General features: G+C 69.6%; 13 protein-coding genes, 2 tRNA genes and 2 pseudogenes. 14 read left to right on the top strand and 3 right to left on the bottom strand.

Annotated elements, in window-relative coordinates:
* Nucleotides 1-692: 692 nt before the first annotated feature.
* From dnaN to G3I65_RS20655, 8 genes are all read left to right on the top strand, one after another.
* The gene (gene dnaN / locus G3I65_RS20690) at nt 693-1,826 is read left to right on the top strand and encodes a DNA polymerase III subunit beta (RefSeq protein ID WP_160697566.1); all 1,134 of its coding nucleotides are present in this window, start codon (nt 693-695) and stop codon (nt 1,824-1,826) included.
* A gap of 35 nt (nt 1,827-1,861) precedes the next feature.
* Complete coding sequence (gene gnd / locus G3I65_RS20685) at nt 1,862-2,752, top strand: phosphogluconate dehydrogenase (NAD(+)-dependent, decarboxylating) (protein WP_160697565.1); 891 nt, start codon at nt 1,862-1,864, stop codon at nt 2,750-2,752.
* A gap of 10 nt (nt 2,753-2,762) precedes the next feature.
* Nucleotides 2,763-3,917, top strand: coding sequence for a DNA replication/repair protein RecF (gene recF / locus G3I65_RS20680; protein ID WP_160697564.1), 1,155 nt, complete (start codon nt 2,763-2,765; stop codon nt 3,915-3,917).
* A gap of 85 nt (nt 3,918-4,002) precedes the next feature.
* Entirely contained in the window at nt 4,003-4,635 is a 633-nt protein-coding gene (locus G3I65_RS20675; protein ID WP_309235589.1) for a DciA family protein, read from the top strand.
* 197 nt (nt 4,636-4,832) lie between these two features.
* Nucleotides 4,833-6,800: a DNA topoisomerase (ATP-hydrolyzing) subunit B gene (gene gyrB, locus G3I65_RS20670; RefSeq protein WP_125309361.1), complete on the top strand. Its 1,968-nt coding sequence runs from the start codon at nt 4,833-4,835 to the stop codon at nt 6,798-6,800.
* A 46-nt stretch (nt 6,801-6,846) separates the two neighbouring features.
* Nucleotides 6,847-9,402, top strand: a complete 2,556-nt coding sequence (gene gyrA / locus G3I65_RS20665; protein WP_160697563.1) for a DNA gyrase subunit A — start codon at nt 6,847-6,849, stop codon at nt 9,400-9,402.
* 47 nt (nt 9,403-9,449) lie between these two features.
* Nucleotides 9,450-10,109, top strand: coding sequence for a DUF3566 domain-containing protein (locus tag G3I65_RS20660; RefSeq protein WP_160697562.1), 660 nt, complete (start codon nt 9,450-9,452; stop codon nt 10,107-10,109).
* Between the two features lie 49 nt (nt 10,110-10,158).
* Nucleotides 10,159-10,232: transfer RNA gene (locus G3I65_RS20655), tRNA-Ile, on the top strand.
* 18 nt (nt 10,233-10,250) lie between these two features.
* On the opposite strand, the gene G3I65_RS20650 is transcribed toward G3I65_RS20655, so the two are convergent.
* Entirely contained in the window at nt 10,251-11,141 is an 891-nt protein-coding gene (locus tag G3I65_RS20650; RefSeq protein WP_160697561.1) for a helix-turn-helix transcriptional regulator, read from the bottom strand.
* A gap of 15 nt (nt 11,142-11,156) precedes the next feature.
* The gene (locus tag G3I65_RS20645; protein ID WP_160697560.1) at nt 11,157-11,954 is read right to left on the bottom strand and encodes an SDR family oxidoreductase; all 798 of its coding nucleotides are present in this window, start codon (nt 11,952-11,954) and stop codon (nt 11,157-11,159) included.
* 406 nt (nt 11,955-12,360) lie between these two features.
* Between G3I65_RS20645 and G3I65_RS56490 the strand changes: the two genes are divergently transcribed.
* The 6 genes and pseudogenes from G3I65_RS56490 (at nt 12,361) to G3I65_RS20620 (ending at nt 15,290) form a co-directional block, all read left to right on the top strand.
* Nucleotides 12,361-12,528, top strand: coding sequence for a DLW-39 family protein (locus tag G3I65_RS56490; protein ID WP_020642567.1), 168 nt, complete (start codon nt 12,361-12,363; stop codon nt 12,526-12,528).
* Nucleotides 12,529-12,558: 30 nt separating this feature from the next.
* Nucleotides 12,559-12,631: transfer RNA gene (locus G3I65_RS20640), tRNA-Ala, on the top strand.
* Nucleotides 12,632-12,754: 123 nt separating this feature from the next.
* Nucleotides 12,755-13,192, top strand: a complete 438-nt coding sequence (locus G3I65_RS20635) for a VOC family protein (protein WP_160697559.1) — start codon at nt 12,755-12,757, stop codon at nt 13,190-13,192.
* Between the two features lie 49 nt (nt 13,193-13,241).
* Nucleotides 13,242-13,550, top strand: a pseudogene (locus tag G3I65_RS20630) (nitroreductase/quinone reductase family protein); the annotation flags it as partial.
* 64 nt (nt 13,551-13,614) lie between these two features.
* Entirely contained in the window at nt 13,615-14,550 is a 936-nt protein-coding gene (locus tag G3I65_RS20625; protein ID WP_160697558.1) for an ATP-binding cassette domain-containing protein, read from the top strand.
* Nucleotides 14,547-15,290 carry an ABC transporter permease gene (locus G3I65_RS20620; protein WP_160697557.1) on the top strand — a complete coding sequence of 248 codons (744 nt, stop codon included), beginning with the start codon at nt 14,547-14,549 and terminating at the stop codon, nt 15,288-15,290. Before G3I65_RS20625 ends, G3I65_RS20620 begins: the two co-directional genes overlap by 4 nt.
* Here the strand turns inward: G3I65_RS20620 and G3I65_RS20615 are convergent.
* Nucleotides 15,274-17,110 (bottom strand): annotated as a pseudogene (locus tag G3I65_RS20615) (AfsR/SARP family transcriptional regulator); the annotation flags it as partial. The gene G3I65_RS20620 and the pseudogene G3I65_RS20615 overlap by 17 nt on opposite strands.

Raw genomic sequence — 17,110 nt, 5'->3', positions numbered from 1 at the left:
AGCCGAGTTTCCCCATGGTGTGGGCAGTTTGCCCACAGTGCCAACGGATCCCTCAACAGCGACGACGCGGATTCCATCCCCACCCCGCCCACAGGTGATCCACAGGAAATCCACACCGTTGTCCACGCTGATTCCACAGGTTGCCCACATTCTGTGCACAGGCGGAGCCGATCACTCGGTAGGGCGATTCGGACCCCTCCGGGCACCCCCAGAACCTGGGGACGGATCGCCGCACACCTGGGGACAACCGTGGGGACAACTGGGGATGACTGTGGACGAATCGGCGACCGCCCGAATCCATCCACCGACGCCCCGATCTGCCCACAGGTCCGCCACCAGGGTTCTCCACACGCCCGCGAGCGCTCCGACCTGCGCGAACGAGCTCCATCCACACAATCCACAACGCCTACTACTGCTACTGCCCTTAGATCTTTTCTAAGAGAGAACAAAACAAAAACAGGCGATGGACGAAGTTGGGGACAGTGGCGAGAACGTGTCGTCAAGTCGACAAAGTCAAGGGGAGGCCGAGGTGACGTCGGCCGCCGCGACGGCCTAACGTGGACGCCTGCACCTGGTCCGCGCTCGGCCGCTCACGCGGAGGGCGGACCGGCCGGAGGGGGCAGCCGGTCACTGTCCCGCGAGAAGAGGCCTGGCCCGAGCCACCGCGGCTCGGTCGTCGAAAGGATGCGCGCATGAAGATCCGCGTCGAGCGTGACGGGCTCGCCGACGCCGTCGCGTGGGTGGCCAGAAGCCTCCCCTCCCGGCCTCCGGTGCCGGTTCTCGGCGGTGTCCTCCTCGACGCCGGTCCGGACGGCGACACCGACGCTCTGACCGTCTCGGGCTTCGACTACGAGGTTTCCGCGACCGTGGGCGTCCCGGCGACCATCGCCGACGGCGGCCGCCTGCTGGTCTCCGGCCGCCTCCTCGCCGACATCACCAAGGCGCTGCCCGCGCAGCCGGTCGAGATCTCCGTCGACGGCGCGCGCGCCACCATCACGTGCGGCAGCGCGCGCTTCTCCCTGCCGACCATGCCGGTCGAGGACTACCCGCAGCTGCCGTCCCAGCCCGCGTTCGCGGGCGAGCTCGCCGGCGACGCGTTCGGCCAGGCCGTCACCCAGGTCGTCGTCGCCGCGGGCAAGGACGACACCCTGCCGATGCTGACCGGCATGCGGCTGGAGATCTCCGGCAGCTCGCTGACCCTGGTCGCGACCGACCGCTTCCGGCTCGCCATGCGCGAGTTCACCTGGCAGCCCGCCGAGGGCCTCGCCGACGCCGCGGTGCTCGTCCCGGCGCGCACGCTCGCCGAGGCGGCCAAGACGCTCGGCGCGAGCGGCGCCACCATCCGGCTCGCCCTCGCCAGCGGCGAAGGCCTGCTCGGGCTGTCCGGTTCCGGCCGCTACACGACGACCCGCCTGCTCGACGCGGAATTCCCGCCGTACCGCCAGTTGCTGCCCGCGTCGCACACCTCACGCGCGGTCATCGACGTGTCCGCTCTCACCGAGTCCATCAAGCGCGTTTCCCTGGTGGCGGAGCGGGGGACTCAGGTACGACTGGAGTTCGGGGACAACTCGCTGCGGTTGTCCGCGGGCGGCGACGACGAGGGAAGCGCCGAAGAGGAGCTTCAGGTCGAGTACGAAGGTGAGCCGGTGACCATCGCGTTCAACCCGGGTTACCTCGTCGACGGCCTCGGCGCGCTGCACAGCGACCGGGCGGAACTGACGTTCACCACGCCGAACCGGCCGGCGCTGATCAAGCCCGCCGACCCCGAGGGCAACGTCGTCCCCGGCTACCTCTACCTCCTGATGCCGGTCCGCCTGCCGGGCTGACCCGCACCTTTTTCCTGAGCACGTAAGGGGATCTCATGGTTCAGCTCGGTCTGATCGGCCTGGGCAAGATGGGCTTCAACATGCGTGAGCGGCTGCGCGCGGCCGGTCACGAGGTGGTCGGCTACGACCGCAACCCGGACGTCTCCGACACGACGTCGCTCGAAGACCTGGTGTCCAAACTGGAGGGTCCGCGGATCGTCTGGATCATGGTCCCGGCCGGCGAGCCGACCCGGCAGACCGTGACCGAGCTCGGCAACCTGCTTTCCGCCGGCGACATGGTGATCGACGGCGGCAACTCGAAGTACACCGACGACAAGCTGAACGCCGATCTCCTGGCGGCGAAGGAAATCGGCTACGTCGACTGCGGCGTCTCGGGTGGCGTGTGGGGCAAGGACAACGGCTACGGCCTGATGGTCGGCGGCGCGGCCGCCGACGTCGAGCGCGCGATGCCGATCTTCGACGCGCTGCGGCCGGAGGGCCCGCGCGAAGAAGGCTTCTCGCACGCCGGCGACGTCGGCGCGGGCCACTACGCGAAGATGATCCACAACGGCATCGAGTACGGCATGATGCAGGCCTTCGCCGAAGGCTTCGAGCTGCTCGAGGCCGCGAAGGTCGTCAAGGACGTGCCCGCCGTCATCAAGGGCTGGCAGCGCGGCACGGTCGTCCGGTCGTGGCTGCTCGACCTGCTCGTGCGCGCGCTCGACGAGGACCCGGAGCTGGACGACCTCGAAGGCTACGTCGAGGATTCCGGCGAAGGCCGCTGGACGCTGGAAGAGGCGATCAACAACGCGGTGCCGGCGCCGGTCATCTCGGCGGCGCTCTTCGCGCGGTTCGCTTCGCGCCAGGAGCACTCGGCCGCGATGCGCGCGGTCGCCGCGCTGCGCAACCAGTTCGGCGGGCACGCCGTGAAGAAGGCCGGCGGATAAGGAGCAGCTGGTGTATCTGCGTCACCTGCAGGTCACCGACTTCCGCTCCTGGCCGCAGGCCGATCTCGCGCTCGAACCGGGGCCGACCGTGCTGGTCGGCCAGAACGGTCGCGGCAAGACCAACCTGCTCGAGGCGATCGGCTACGTCGCGACGCTGGGCTCGCACCGCGTCGCGACGGACGCGCCGCTGATCCGGCACGGCTGCGAGCGCGCGCTGGTGCGGGTCGCGGTGGTCAACGACGACCGCGAGCTGACCGTCGAGCTGGAGATCACGGCGGGCCGCGCGAACCGCGCCCGGGTCAACCGCGGCGCGGTCGGCCGGCCGCGGGACGTGCTCGGGATCCTGCGCACGGTGCTGTTCTCGCCGGAGGACCTGGCGCTCGTGCGGGGCGACCCCGGCGAGCGCCGCCGGTTCCTCGACGAGCTGCTCGTGCTGCGCGCGCCGCGGTACGCAGGGGTCCGCGCGGACTACGAGAAGGTGCTGAAGCAGCGCAACGCCCTGCTCAAGACGGCCGGGAAACGGCGTACGGGCCGCGAAGACCCGTACGCGCTGTCGACGCTGGAAGTCTGGGACGACCACCTCTCGGTGGCTGGTGCGGAGCTGCTGGCCGCGCGCCTGAACCTCGTCGCGGACCTCGGGCCGTACGCCGCCGCGGCGTACATGGGGGTGGCGCCGGACTCCCGGCCGGCGAAGATCGCGTACCGCTCGTCGCTGGGTGCGGCCCTCCCGGAGACGTACGGCGTACCGGACGGGGAACGCGCGCAACCCGATGTCCTCAAGGACGTCTTGCTCAAGGCGCTCGGTGAAGCCCGGAAGGCCGAGCTCGAGCGCGGGATCAGCCTGGTCGGCCCGCACCGGGACGAGCTGGAGCTGATCCTGGGCGAGGCGCCGGCCAAGGGCTACGCGAGCCACGGCGAGTCGTGGTCGTTCGCGCTGGCGCTGCGGCTCGGCAGCTACGAGCTGCTGCGCGGGGAGGCGGGCGAACCGGTGCTGCTGCTCGACGACGTGTTCGCCGAGCTGGACCGCAAGCGCCGCGCCCGGCTGGCCGAAGTGGCGGCGGGCGCCGAGCAGGTGCTGGTGACCGCCGCGGTCGACGAAGACGTGCCCAGCGAGCTGGCCGGCGGCCGGTTCGTGGTGGCGGATGGCGAGATCACGCGTGGCTGAGCCGAACGAGAGAGCACCCGGTGTGACGGGCCGCACAAACCGCACCCGATCTGGGGACAAACCTGTGGACAGTGTGGATAACACGGTGAATGAGTTATCGCTGCCCGTGACCGTGCGGCCAGATAGGTGGCACAAAACGCCCGAAACCGACAGTAGGTCTACCGTCGGTAGTACGGGTGAGAGCGGCGTTGCGCCGAACGGGGCAGCCCCGACCGGGCGCGATCTCGCCCACGCCGCGCTCGAGGCGGCCAAGGCGAAGGCCAAGGAACGGGGTACCTCGCCGGGCTACCGGCGGCGTGCCGTCGGGGGCGGCGGCGGGCAGAACCCGCGGCGTCGCCGCTGGTCAGGGCCAGGAGCGGACCCGCGCGACCCGCAGCCGCTCGGCCGGCTCGTCTCCCGGCTGGTCACCGACCGGGGCTGGAACGAGAGCGTCACGAGCGCCCGCGTCTTCGCCCAGTGGGCGCGGCTGGTGGGTGAGGACGTCGCGGAACACGCCCAGCCGGTCGCGCTGAAAGACGGCGAACTCACCGTGCGCGCCAGCTCCACGGCGTGGGCCACGCAGCTCCGGCTGCTGCAGGGAAAACTGCTGCACAAGATCGCCGCGGGCGTCGGGAACGGCGTCGTCAAGCGGATGCGGATCCAGGGTCCGACCGCCCCGAGCTGGCGGAAAGGGCCCCGGCACGTGCCGGGGCGCGGCCCGCGTGACACGTACGGCTGACCCGGGTTGCGCGTTGCTCGGTTGAATGCCCCGAGAACGCATCCAGACCTCCCGAGATACGTCAAGACTCGGCTCGAACCGATTTCGTTCGTCTGTGACGCGTTCAGGGGTGTCCTTGCCGCATGTCAGCGGACGCGGCCAAGTACACTGGGAGGGAGCGAGCGTCCGCTCGGGCGAGACGAGGAGAAACAACGCCGGTGACCGAGAACAAGAGCGAGTACAACGCGTCGTCGATCACGGTGCTCGAAGGCCTCGAAGCGGTCCGCAAGCGCCCCGGCATGTACATCGGTTCCACCGGTGAACGCGGGCTGCACCACCTCGTCCAGGAAGTCGTGGACAACTCCGTCGACGAGGCGATGGCCGGGTACGCCACCAAGGTCGAGGTTACCCTCCTCGCCGACGGCGGGGTGCGCGTCGTGGACGACGGCCGCGGCATCCCGGTCGACATGCACCCCAAGGAGAACAAGCCGACCATCGAGGTCGTGCTCACCCAGCTCCACGCGGGCGGCAAGTTCGACAGCGACTCCTACGCGGTGTCCGGCGGTCTGCACGGCGTCGGCATCTCCGTGGTGAACGCGCTCTCGACGAAGCTGCTCGCCGAGGTCAAGTACGGCGGCCGCAGCTGGCGCCAGGAGTACACGAACCAGATCCCGGGTCCGCTCGAAGACCTCGGCCCGGCCACCGAGACCGGGACGACGATGACGTTCTGGGCCGACGGCGGCATCTTCGAGACCACGACGTACAACTTCGAGACGATCTCGCGCCGGCTCCAGGAGATGGCGTTCCTCAACAAGGGGCTGACGCTGTCCCTGCGCGACGAGCGCGTCGCCGACGAGGAGACCGAGGAGGACGCGGAGGGCAAGGTCGCCCGCGTCAAGGAGAAGGTCTACTGCTACCCGGGCGGGCTCGAGGACTTCGTCAAGCACATCAACGGCAGCAAGGACCCGATCCACCCCAGCGTGATCTCCTTCGACGCGAAGGGCACCGGCCTCGAGGTCGAGGTCGCGATGCAGTGGAACACCGGGTTCACGCCGTCGGTCTACACGTTCGCCAACACGATCAACACGCACGAGGGCGGCACCCACGAAGAGGGCTTCCGCGCCGCGCTGACCCGCGTCGTCAACGCGTACGCGCGCGACAAGAAGCTGCTCAAGGAGAAGGACGCCAACCTGACCGGTGACGACGTGCGCGAGGGTCTCGCCGCCATCGTCTCGATCAAGCTGGGCGAGCCGCAGTTCGAGGGCCAGACCAAGACCAAGCTGGGCAACAGCGAGGCCAAGACGTTCGTGCAGCAGCAGTCGAACGAGTGGCTGGCGGACTGGTTCGAGCGGAACCCGGCCGAGGCGAAGACGATCATCAACAAGTCGATCTCCTCGGCGCAGGCCCGGATGGCCGCCCGCAAGGCGCGCGACCTGGTCCGCCGCAAGGGCGCGCTCGACATCGGCGGCCTGCCGGGCAAGCTCAAGGACTGCCGCTCCACCAAGCCGGAGGAGTGCGAGCTCTACATCGTCGAGGGTGACTCGGCGGGCGGCTCGGCCAAGGAGGGCCGGGACTCGATGTACCAGGCGATCCTGCCGATCCGCGGCAAGATCATCAACGTCGAGAAGGCGCGCATCGACCGCGTCCTCAAGAACACCGAGGTCCAGTCGCTGATCACCGCGCTGGGCACCGGCATCCACGACGAGTTCGACCTGTCGAAGCTGCGCTACCACAAGATCGTGCTGATGGCCGACGCCGACGTCGACGGCCAGCACATCACCACGCTGCTGCTCACCCTGCTGTTCCGCTTCATGACCCCGCTGATCGAGCACGGCCACGTCTTCCTGTCGCGGCCGCCGTTGTACAAGATCAAGTGGCCGCGGATGGAGCCGGAGTACGCGTACTCCGACCGCGAGCGCGACGCCGTCATCAAGGCCGGCGTCGAGGCCGGCAAGAAGCTGCCGAAGGACGACGCGATCCAGCGCTACAAGGGTCTCGGCGAGATGAACGCCGAAGAGCTGTGGGAGACCACGATGGACCCGGCGAACCGCCTGCTGGGCCGGGTCACCATGGACGACGCCGCCCAGGCCGACGACCTGTTCTCGGTCCTGATGGGCGAGGACGTCGAGGCCCGCCGCTCGTTCATCACGCGCAACGCCAAGGACGTGCGCTTCCTGGACGTGTGAGCGTCCCCCGACCTTGTCCCGCCAGGACCCACCCGAGAAGGACCAGATGACGGAAACCCTGCCGCCGGCTCCGGAGAACGACCGGATCGAACCGGTCGACATCCAGCAGGAGATGCAGCGCTCCTACATCGACTACGCGATGAGCGTGATCGTGTCGCGCGCGCTGCCCGACGTCCGCGACGGCCTCAAGCCGGTCGCGCGCCGCATCCTGTACTCGATGTTCGACTCCGGCTTCCGGCCGGACCGCGGGTACAACAAGTGCTCCCGCGTCGTCGGCGACGTCATGGGCAACTACCACCCGCACGGCGACTCGGCGATCTACGACGCCCTCGTGCGACTCGCCCAGCCGTGGTCGCTGCGCTACCCGCTGATCGACGGCCAGGGCAACTTCGGCTCGTCGGGCAACGACCCCGCGGCCGCCATGCGGTACACGGAGTCCCGGCTCGCGCCGCTGGCCATGCAGATGCTGGCCGACATCGAAGAAGACACCGTCGACTTCTCCGACAACTACGACGGCCGCACGCAGGAGCCCGACGTCCTGCCGTCGCGGTTCCCGAACCTGCTGGTCAACGGCGGTTCCGGGATCGCGGTCGGGATGGCGACCAACATCCCGCCGCACAACCTGCGCGAGGTCTCCGAAGGCGTCGTCTGGGCGCTGGAGAACCCCGAGGCGACCGACGACGAGCTGCTGGCCGCGCTGCTGGTCCGCATCAAGGGCCCGGACTTCCCGACCAAGGCGATGATCCTCGGCACGTCCGGCATCGAAGACGCCTACCGCACGGGCCGCGGCTCGATCCGGATGCGCGCGGTCGTCGAGGTCGAAGAAGACGCGAAGGGCCGCACGATCCTGGTCGTGTCGGAACTGCCGTACCAGGTCAACCCGGACAACCTGGTCGAGAACATCGCGAACCTGGTCCGCGACGGCAAGCTCACCGGCATCTCGGACATCGCCGACGAGTCCAACAGCCGCTCCGGCATGCGGATCGTCGTCACGATCAAGCGGGACGCCGTCGCGAAGGTCGTGCTGAACAACCTGTTCAAGCACACGCAGCTGCAGCAGAACTTCGGCGTCAACATGCTGGCGCTGGTCGACGGCGTGCCGCGCACGCTGCGGATCGACCAGATCATCCGGCACTACGTGAAGCACCAGGTCGAGGTCATCGTCCGGCGGACCCGCTACCGCCTGAAGAAGGCCGAAGAGCGGGCCCACATCCTGCGCGGGTACGTCAAGGCGCTGGACATGCTGGACGAGGTCATCGCCCTCATCCGGCGGTCGCCCTCGGCGGACGAAGCCCGGCCGGCCCTGATGGAGCTGCTGGACGTCGACGAGATCCAGGCCACCGCGATCCTCGACATGCAGCTGCGGCGCCTGGCCGCACTCGAGCGCCAGCGGATCATCGACCAGCTGGCCGAGATCGAGCTCGAGATCGCCGACCTCAAGGACATCCTCGAGAAGCCGGAGCGGCAGCGCGCGCTGATCCGCGACGAGCTGATGGCGATCGTCGAGAAGTACGGCGACGACCGGCGCACCCAGATCGTCGGCTTCGGCGGCGACGTGACCGACGAAGAGCTCATCGCGGTCGAGGACGTCGTCGTCACCATCACCCGCACGGGGTACGCCAAGCGGACGAAAACCGATCTGTACCGCTCGCAGAAGCGCGGCGGCAAGGGCGTGCAGGGCGCGACGCTGAAGCAGGACGACATCGTCCAGCACTTCTTCGTCTGCTCGACGCACGACTGGATCCTGTTCTTCACGAACAAGGGCCGCGTCTACCGGACCAAGACCTACGAGCTGCCCGAGGCCAACCGCAACGCGCGCGGCCAACACGTGGCGAACCTCATGGCGTTCCAGCCGGACGAGCAGATCGCCCAGGTCATCCAGATCAAGAACTACGAGGTGGCGCCGTACCTGGTGCTCGCCACGCAGCGCGGCCTGGTGAAGAAGACCAAGCTCACCGACTTCGACTCCAACCGCTCGGGCGGCCTGATCGCGATCAACCTGCGCGAAGGCGACGAGCTGGTCGGCGCGGTGCTGGCCGGCGCCGAGGACGACCTGCTGCTGGTGTCGGCCGAGGGCCAGTCGATCCGCTTCCACGCGACCGACGAGGCCCTGCGCCCGATGGGCCGCCCGACGTCCGGCGTGATGGGGATGCGCTTCAACGACGGCGACGAGCTGCTCGGCATCAGTGTCGTCAAGGAGGGCAAGTTCCTGCTGGTCGCCACCGACGGCGGGTACTCCAAGCGCACCCCGATCGAGGACTACCCGGTCCAGGGCCGCGGCGGCAAGGGCGTGCTCACCATTCAGCACGACCGCAAACGTGGCAGGCTGGTGGGAGCGCTCATCGTCGACGCCGAGGACGAGCTGTACGCGATCACCTCGAGCGGCGGCGTGATCCGCACGCCGGCGGGCGACGTGCGCAAGGCAGGACGGCAGACGAAGGGGGTCCGGCTGATGAATCTCGGCGAAGGAACCACTCTTCTCGCCGTCGCACGCAACGCGGACGAGCCCTCGGACGTCGCCAACGGTGACACCCCCGAGGACGCGCCGGCTCCGGAAGCACCTGACGCGGGTGAGGAAACGACGGCCACGCCGGAGCAGTAAGTTTGCTCCGACGGCGGCCCCACGGCACGGGTAAGGACTGACTCTTCGTGACACCATCCGAGAATCCCGAGGCAGCGGGTTCGAACGGGACTCCGGCGAGCCCGCCCTGGCAGCGGGTCGACAAGGAAGGCGACTCCGAAGCGACGGTCAAGCTGGCCACGGAGCAGCCGGCCGGGGAGACCCAGCCGGTCTCCCCGGAGCAGCGCCCGGTGGTGACCGGAAGCGCCGCCCCCCGCCTCTTCGGCGGTGGCGGCGACACCCCACCGGGCGGCGAGCAGGCGGTGCCGTCGGCCTCGGCCCAGCGAGCCCGCCCCAGCGCGCTGCGCCGCCCGGGCCGCGGCCCCCGCCGGGCATCGCTGCAGGTGAAGCGGTTCGACCCGTGGTCGGTCCTGAAGCTGTCCCTGGTCCTGGGCGTGGCGATGTTCTTCGTCTGGCTGGTCGCGGTCGGCGTCCTGTACACGGTCCTCGACGGCATGGGCGTCTGGGACAAGCTGAACGGCACGTACTCGTCCCTGGTCGGCGGCGAAGGCGCGAACGCGTCGGCGGAACCCCTGATCAGCGCGGGCCGCGTCTTCGGCATCGCGGCCATCCTCGGCGCGATCAACATCGTCCTGGTGTCCGCGCTGGCCACGGTGAGCGCGTTCATCTACAACGTGTCCGCCGACCTGGCCGGCGGCCTCGAAGTCACGCTGTCGGAACGGGAGTGACCCGGTTGCAGGGCCCCTTCGGGGGTCCTGTAAAGTTCTCCTCGTTCAAGGGCCTATAGCTCAGGCGGTTAGAGCGCTTCGCTGATAACGAAGAGGTCCCAGGTTCAAGTCCTGGTAGGCCCACGCACCACAAAGCCCGGTTCACCTTCCTGGTGAACCGGGCTTCGTGTTTTCCGCCTGGCTGGCCGCCCACGACGCCAGCAGGGCCAGGCCGTCCGCGCTCGTCGTGCCGGCGGGCGCGGTGTAGATGTTCAGGAGCAGGCCGGGTTCGGCGGGCAGCTCCAGCGACTCGACGTCCAGGTCGAGCCGTCCCACCACCGGGTGGTGCAGCCGCTTGCGTCCGGAGCGGTGGAGCCGCACGTCCTGGGACGCCCATCGCCGCCGGAACAGTTCACTGCGCGTCGACAATTCGCCGACCAGGGCTATCAGCCCTTCGTCGTGCGGATTGCGGCCGGCTTCCATGCGCAGCTTCGCGGCCACGTCGCCGGCGATTCGGTCGTAGTCGACGAAGAACGTTTCCGCCGCTTCGGGATCCAGGTACACGAACCGCGCGGTGTTCGCCGGCCGTCGCGGGTCGGCCAGTACCGGTGAATAGAGCGCGCCGGCGAGTGGGTTCACGGCCAGCACGTCGTAACGGCCGTTGCAGATCCACGCCGGCGCTTCGGTGATGGCGTCGAGCACCTGCCGAAGCGCCGGACGCACCGTCATGGCGGGCCGCCGGCGGCGTGGGCCGCCGGGCGTCCTGGACTGGCGCGCGAGGTGGAACAGGTGGTCGCGCTCGGCCTCGTCGAGCTGCAAGGCGGCGGCCACCGCGTCGAGCACCCCGTCGGAGGTGCCGGCGAGGCTGCCGCGCTCCATGCGCACGTAGTAGTCGACCGACACCCCCGCCAGCAGCGCTACCTCTTCGCGGCGCAGACCCTTGACCCGGCGGTTGCCGCCGTACGCGGGCAATCCGGCCTGCTCGGGCGTGATCCGCGCGCGGCGGGAGCTCAGGAATTCCTTGATCTCGGTGCGCGGATCGATCGTGGTCACCTCGTCACCGTAGGCCTAGGTGCCGGTGGCGGTCGTGGCGATGCCGCCGTCGACCGGGATGACGGTGCCGGTGAGGTAGGACCCGGCCCGGCCGGCGAGGAAAACGGCGACGCCCGCCATGTCGTCGTCGCGGCCGAGCCGGCGCAGCGGGGCCTTCGCCGCGATCCGGTCACCGACGGCGTCGAGCGTGGCCGCCATCATGTGCGACGGGAACGGTCCCGGCGCTACCGCGTTCACCGTGACGTGCTGGGGGCCCAATTCCCTGGCGAGCACCCGGGTGAGCTGGTGGAGTGCCGCCTTGCTGCTGGCGTAGGAATAGTTGGGCGATTCGGCGACGTGGATGGCGGCGATGCTGCCGATGTTGATGACCCGCGCGGGATCATCGGCGGTGCCGGCCCGGCGAAGTGCCGGGAGCAGCGCCTGCACCAGCCAGAACGGCGCCTTGAGGTTGAGGTCGACCACGGTGTCCCAGGCCTCGTCCGGGAACGTCTCCAGCGGCTCGCGCCACATCGCGCCCGCGTTGTTGACGAGGATGTCCAGGCCCTCCGCCTGGACGAGATCGGCGAGGCGCCGGCATTCGTCGTGACGGGACAGGTCGGCGGGGATCGCTTGCACGTCACCGAATTCGGACAGCAGCTGCTGTGCCTCCGCGCAGGCGTCCGCGTTGCGTGAGCTGATGACGACGCGGGCGCCCGCCTGCAGCAGGCCGCGCGCGATCATCAGCCCGATGCCCTTGGTGCCGCCGGTGACGAGTGCGTGCTTCCCGGTCAGATCGAAAAGGCCCGCGTGGGTGGTGAACTGGTTTTCCGACATTCGACGACCGTGGCAGGCGACGTGGACGTCGGGGAGATCCTGGCGATCAAGGTACTGCGAGGGCCCCTCAGGTGTGCCGGATCCGGATACAGGTCAGCCCTGCCGGGAAGAGAAGACCGGCAGGGCTGAGCAGTCACGGCCGATGCGCGCCACGGTCGCCTCTCGGCGATGAGGCTCATCGCGGCTCCAGCCGAACGGTAATCCGCGAAGGCAGTGGTTGAGGCCCGGGGGACACGGTGGGCGCACCGACCAGTGGGTACAACAGGACACCCGGGTCCCGTATTTCCCCCGGCGCGTGACGTCGATCACCCGTGGTTCCACGTGGAACCACCGGCACCCGACATCGCTTCGCGGGCGGTGCAGTAACATCACGGGGTAAGGGAAGCAAGCTGAGAAGGGGGCTTCGGTGAAGAAGCTGCTGGCACTCGCGGTCATCGCGGGCGGCGTCCTGTTCGTCGTGAAGCGCAACAAGGCGGCCAAGGCGGAAGCCGACCTCTGGCGTGAGGCGACCGCGCCGGTCCCCTCGAGCAACGGCACCACCCCGGCCAAGCCGGCGGGTGCTTCCCACAACTGAGTTTCCGTGGGCGGTCCGCCGCCCGCGTCCGGGGCTGTAGCTCAATTGGTAGAGCACCGCCTTTGCAAGGCGGGGGTCAGGGGTTCGATTCCCCTCAGCTCCACAACGACCAAGGCCGGGTCCGAAGACCCGGCCTTCGTCGTGCCCGGAGTTGTCGAGAACCCGAAGCCGGCTCCGTCCCCGGAGTACGAGCGGCCGCGGTGGCCGCGTGTCACGGGAGGCAATCATGGCGATCCACCGGCTGGACCACACCGGTTTCGTGGTCGAGGACCTCGCGGCCGCCGTCGCGTTCTTCGTCGAACTCGGCATGGAGCTCGAAGGCGAGACCACCGTCGCGGGTGACTGGGCCGACCGGCTCATCGGGCTCGACGGCGTCAAAACGGACATCGCCTTCCTGCGCACCCCGGACGGCCACAGCCGCATCGAGGTGTCGGCCTTCCGCTCGCCGACGTCCGCCGCGCCGGCGCCGTGGGCTCCCGTGAACGTGCCCGGCATCCCGCGCATCACCTTCGTCATCGACGACCTCGACGACGTCCTCACCCGCCTGCGCGGCCACGGCGGCGAACTCGTCGGCGAAGTGGCGCGGTACCAGGACTACTGCCGGTACGCCTACGTCCGCGGTCCCGCGGGCGTCATCGTCGGGCTCGTCGAAGAACTCAGCTGAAGGGAACGTCGACCGCGCCACCGAATCCGCGTGGGATTGGGTTGCCGAGCAAACCCGCACGTACCTGGCCTCCGGCGGAAGCGAAGGGCACGAATCGAACGGGGTGCGCACGCTCATCCTCGCCACGACCGGTCGCCGGACCGGAACTCCGCGGCGCACCTGCCTGATCTACGGCACCTCGGGAGACGACTTCGTCGTCGTCGCCTCGAAGGGCGGCGCCGACGAGGATCCGGCTTGGCTCAAGAACCTGCAGGCGAACCCGAGCGTGGGCGTCCAAGCCGGTACCCGCCGGTTCACCGCCCACGCGCGAAAGACCGAGCGTGTGATCCCGATCGTGCTGCTCACGCCACAGGACTGACGTGACAGCGCCCGTGTCAGGGTGAGGTCAGGTCGGTGTCAGGCCGGCCGAACACAGTGCTCCCATGACAGAAATGGCGATCACGGCTTCCGGGCTACGGAAGGCCTACCAGGACAAAGTCGTGCTCGACGGCATCGACTTGCAGGTGCCCGCGGGCACGATCTTCTCCCTCCTCGGCCCGAACGGCGCCGGGAAGACCACGATGGTGAACGTCCTGACCACGCTGCTCAAGGCCGACGGCGGCACGGTCAGCGTCGCCGGGCACGACATCGCGGCCGAGACCAAGAAGGTGCGGGCCGCGATCGGGGTCACCGGGCAGTTCGCGGCCGTCGACGAGCTGCTCACCGGCGCGGAGAACCTCCAGCTGATGGTGGACCTCAGCGGCGTCAAGGACGGCAAGCGGGTCGTCGCCGACCTGCTCGAACGCTTCGAGCTCACGGAATCGGCGGGCAAGCCGGCGTCGACGTACTCCGGTGGGATGCGGCGGAAGCTCGATCTGGCGATGACGCTCGTCGGCAACCCGCGGATCATCTTCCTCGACGAGCCGACGACGGGCCTGGACCCGCGCAGCCGGCGGACGATGTGGACGATCATCCGGGGGCTCGTCGCCGACGGCGTCACCATCTTCCTCACCACGCAGTACCTCGAGGAAGCCGATCAGCTCGCCGACCGGATCGCGGTGCTCGACCAGGGCCGGTTCGTCGCGGAGGGGACCGCCGACGAGCTCAAGCGCCGGCTGCCCGGTACCCACGTCCGGCTCCGGTTCGCCACCGCGGCCGAGCTCGACGCCGCCGCGCGCGTGCTCACCGACGGCACCCGCGACGACGAAGCTCTGGTGCTTCGCGTTCCCGGTGACGGCAGCTCGAAATCGTTGCGCGCCCTTCTCGACCGGCTCGACGAATACGCGCTGAGCGCCGAAGAGTTTTCCGTCCACACCCCCGATCTCGACGACGTCTTCCTCGCCCTCACCGGCCACGCCACGGAGGTTGTTTCCCGATGAGCACCCACGCCACAGTCATGCTTCGCCGCAATTTCAAGCACATCGCCCGGAACCCGACGTCGGTCTTCAACGCCGTCCTGATGCCGATCGTGATCATGCTGATGTTCGTCTACATGCTCGGAGACGCATTCGACGTCGGCGTCGACTACGTCGACTACGCCACGCCGGGCCTGATGCTGCTGGCCATCTGCTACGGCCTCGGCGCCACCGCGACGTCGGTGAACTCCGACATGACGAAGGGAATCATCAACCGCTTCAAGGTCATGGACGTCTCGCGCGGCGCGGTGCTCACCGGGCACGTCGTCGCGAGCGTGCTCACCAACCTGATCGCCATCGCGGCCCTCGTCGGCGTGGCGTTCCTGCTCGGGTTCAGCCCCTCCGCGAGTTTCCTCGACTGGCTCGGCGTGGTCGGCATGATCGTGCTGCTCGGGTTCGCGGCCGGCTGGTTCACCGTCGCGCTGGGGCTGGCCGCGAAAACGCCGGAAACGGCGGGAATGGCCGCCGTCCCGCTGGTGATGCTGCCGTTCTTCAGCAGCGCGATCGTGCCCGCCGACAAAATGGGGCCCGGGCTCCGGGAATTCGCCGAGTACCAGCCGTTCACGCCGATCATCGAAACCGTGCGCGGGCTGCTGACCGGCACGCCGTCCACCGGTTACGCCATCACCGCGATCGCCTGGTGCGTCGGGATCGCCGTGATCGGTTACGTCTGGGCGCGCGCGAAGTTCACGAAGCGAGCGTGACGCCGGCCAGCTCGTCCCAGCTCGCCGCCGTCCCCTCCCGCGTCGCCTCGGTGAACCCCTCGTCACCGAGGCGACGCCGGGTTTCCGCTTCGATCCGGGCCACGTCCGGGTGGGAACGGCCCGGCAGCCCGCGCAGGGCAGCGCTCGCCGCGAGCAGGCGGGCGGCCTGCGCGGGCTCTTCGCCGCGCAGCGCGAGGTCCGCGATCCCTACGATGACCTGCGCGATCATCAGCGGGTGCCCGGTTTCGGCCGCCGCCGCGAACGCCGTGGCCCGGTGGTCCCGGGACTCGCCGACGTCGGTGGCCAGGTAGCCGAGCAGGTCTTCGGTCACTGCGCGGACAGTCGGCAGGCCGGCGTCGTCGCCCAGCATCGTGGTCGCGACTTCGAGCTGGTGGCGAGCCTGTTCGACGTCACCGCGCCACCGCGCCAGCTCCGCTTTCGACAGCGCCAGCTCGGCCAGCGCGTTCGGCCAGGCGACCCGTTCCGCCGCTCGCTGCGCGGCGGCCAGCGCGGTCGCGCTCGCGTCTTCGTCGCCGAGCAGCCAGTACAGCTGGGCCTGCCGCATCCGCATCCGCACGACGTCCTCGATGGCCCCGACCTCGGTGACCACCACGACAGCTTCCTCGTAGTGCGCGCACGCGGCGGCGAACTCGCCGCGCATGGCCATCCGGTCGGCCAGCTCGGTCAGCGCGAACGACATGCCCCAGCGTTCGCCGATCGTGCGGAACTCGGCGAGCGCCGTCTCGAGGTGCTCGTCGGCTTCGCGGTCACCGTGGCCGAACTGGATCCGCATCTTGCCGAGCTGCAGCCGGGCCACCGCGCGGGCCCACGGGTCCTCGTCGGCGAGCAGCGGTTCGAACGCGGTCAGCGCCGCGTCCGGCCCGTGCAGCAGGCGTTCCAGCGCCGGGGCGAACCGCAGCTCCAGGTCGGCGTCCGGGGCCCGCAGGCTGATTTCGTAGGCCTTCCGGATCCAGTCGACCGCCTGGGATTCGTCGCTCTGCTGCCCGGACGTCACGAACTGGACGACGAACGAATAGACGACGCCGCGAAGGACGTCCGGCACGTCGCCGGGCACGGCCGTGGCCGCCAGGACCAGCTCGTTGCCCTCCGCCCGGTGCCCGCCGAGCCACCAGTACCAGGCGGCGCCGGCGGCCAGGCGCATCGCGGCCTCGGCTTCGGCCGCCGCGAGCGCGCCGCGCATCGCCGCCGCGATGTTCTCGTGCTCGGTTTCGAGCTTGGCCAGCCAGTCCAGCTGTTCGGCGCCGCGCAGGTGCGGCTTCGCGGTCTCGGCGAGGTCCGTGAAGTACGCCAGGTGCGCGTGCCGCGCCTGCGTCGTTTCGCCCGCCTCCGCGAGCCGCTGTTCGGCGTACTCCTTGATCGTGCCGAGCATCCGGTACCGCTGCGCGCCGTCGCGCTCGCCGGTCACCACCAGCGACTTCTCGGTCAGCGCGGTCAGCAGCTCGAGGACTTCCCACTCCTCGACGACGTCGCCGCCGCAGACGCGCTCGGCCGCTTCCAGGCTCGCCCCGCCGGCGAACACCGAGAGCCGGCGCAGCACGACGCGCTCGGCGTCGGTCAGCAGTTCCCAGCTCCAGTCGATGACCGCGCGCAGCGTCCGGTGCCGGGGCAGCGCGGTGCGGCTGCCGCCGGTCAGCAGGCGGAAGCGGTCGTCGAGCCGGTGGGCGAGCTGGTCGAGGGACATGGTGCGCAGCCGGGCCGCGGCGAGTTCGATCGCCAGCGGCATCCCGTCGAGCGCCCGGCAGACGCGGGCCAGCGTCGGCAGCGCGGCGTCGTCGGTCGCCAGCTCCTTGCGCACCGCG

This window comes from Amycolatopsis sp. SID8362 (assembly GCF_010550475.1).
In the GTDB taxonomy this organism is placed as follows: Bacteria; Actinomycetota; Actinomycetes; order Mycobacteriales; family Pseudonocardiaceae; genus Amycolatopsis; species Amycolatopsis eburnea.
This window is presented reverse-complemented; position numbering and strand designations above follow the sequence as displayed.

What these genes read in the sequence shown, in the direction of transcription:
- G3I65_RS20635 (WP_160697559.1), top strand. Translation starts at nt 12,755, where the DNA reads ATGGCGATCCACCGGCTGGACCACACCGGTTTCGTGGTCGAGGACCTC.
- gyrA (WP_160697563.1), top strand. Translation starts at nt 6,847, where the DNA reads ATGACGGAAACCCTGCCGCCGGCTCCGGAGAACGACCGGATCGAACCG.
- gnd (WP_160697565.1), top strand. Translation starts at nt 1,862, where the DNA reads ATGGTTCAGCTCGGTCTGATCGGCCTGGGCAAGATGGGCTTCAACATG.
- G3I65_RS20645 (WP_160697560.1), bottom strand. Translation starts at nt 11,954, where the DNA reads ATGTCGGAAAACCAGTTCACCACCCACGCGGGCCTTTTCGATCTGACC.
- G3I65_RS20625 (WP_160697558.1), top strand. Translation starts at nt 13,615, where the DNA reads ATGACAGAAATGGCGATCACGGCTTCCGGGCTACGGAAGGCCTACCAG.
- G3I65_RS20620 (WP_160697557.1), top strand. Translation starts at nt 14,547, where the DNA reads ATGAGCACCCACGCCACAGTCATGCTTCGCCGCAATTTCAAGCACATC.
- dnaN (WP_160697566.1), top strand. Translation starts at nt 693, where the DNA reads ATGAAGATCCGCGTCGAGCGTGACGGGCTCGCCGACGCCGTCGCGTGG.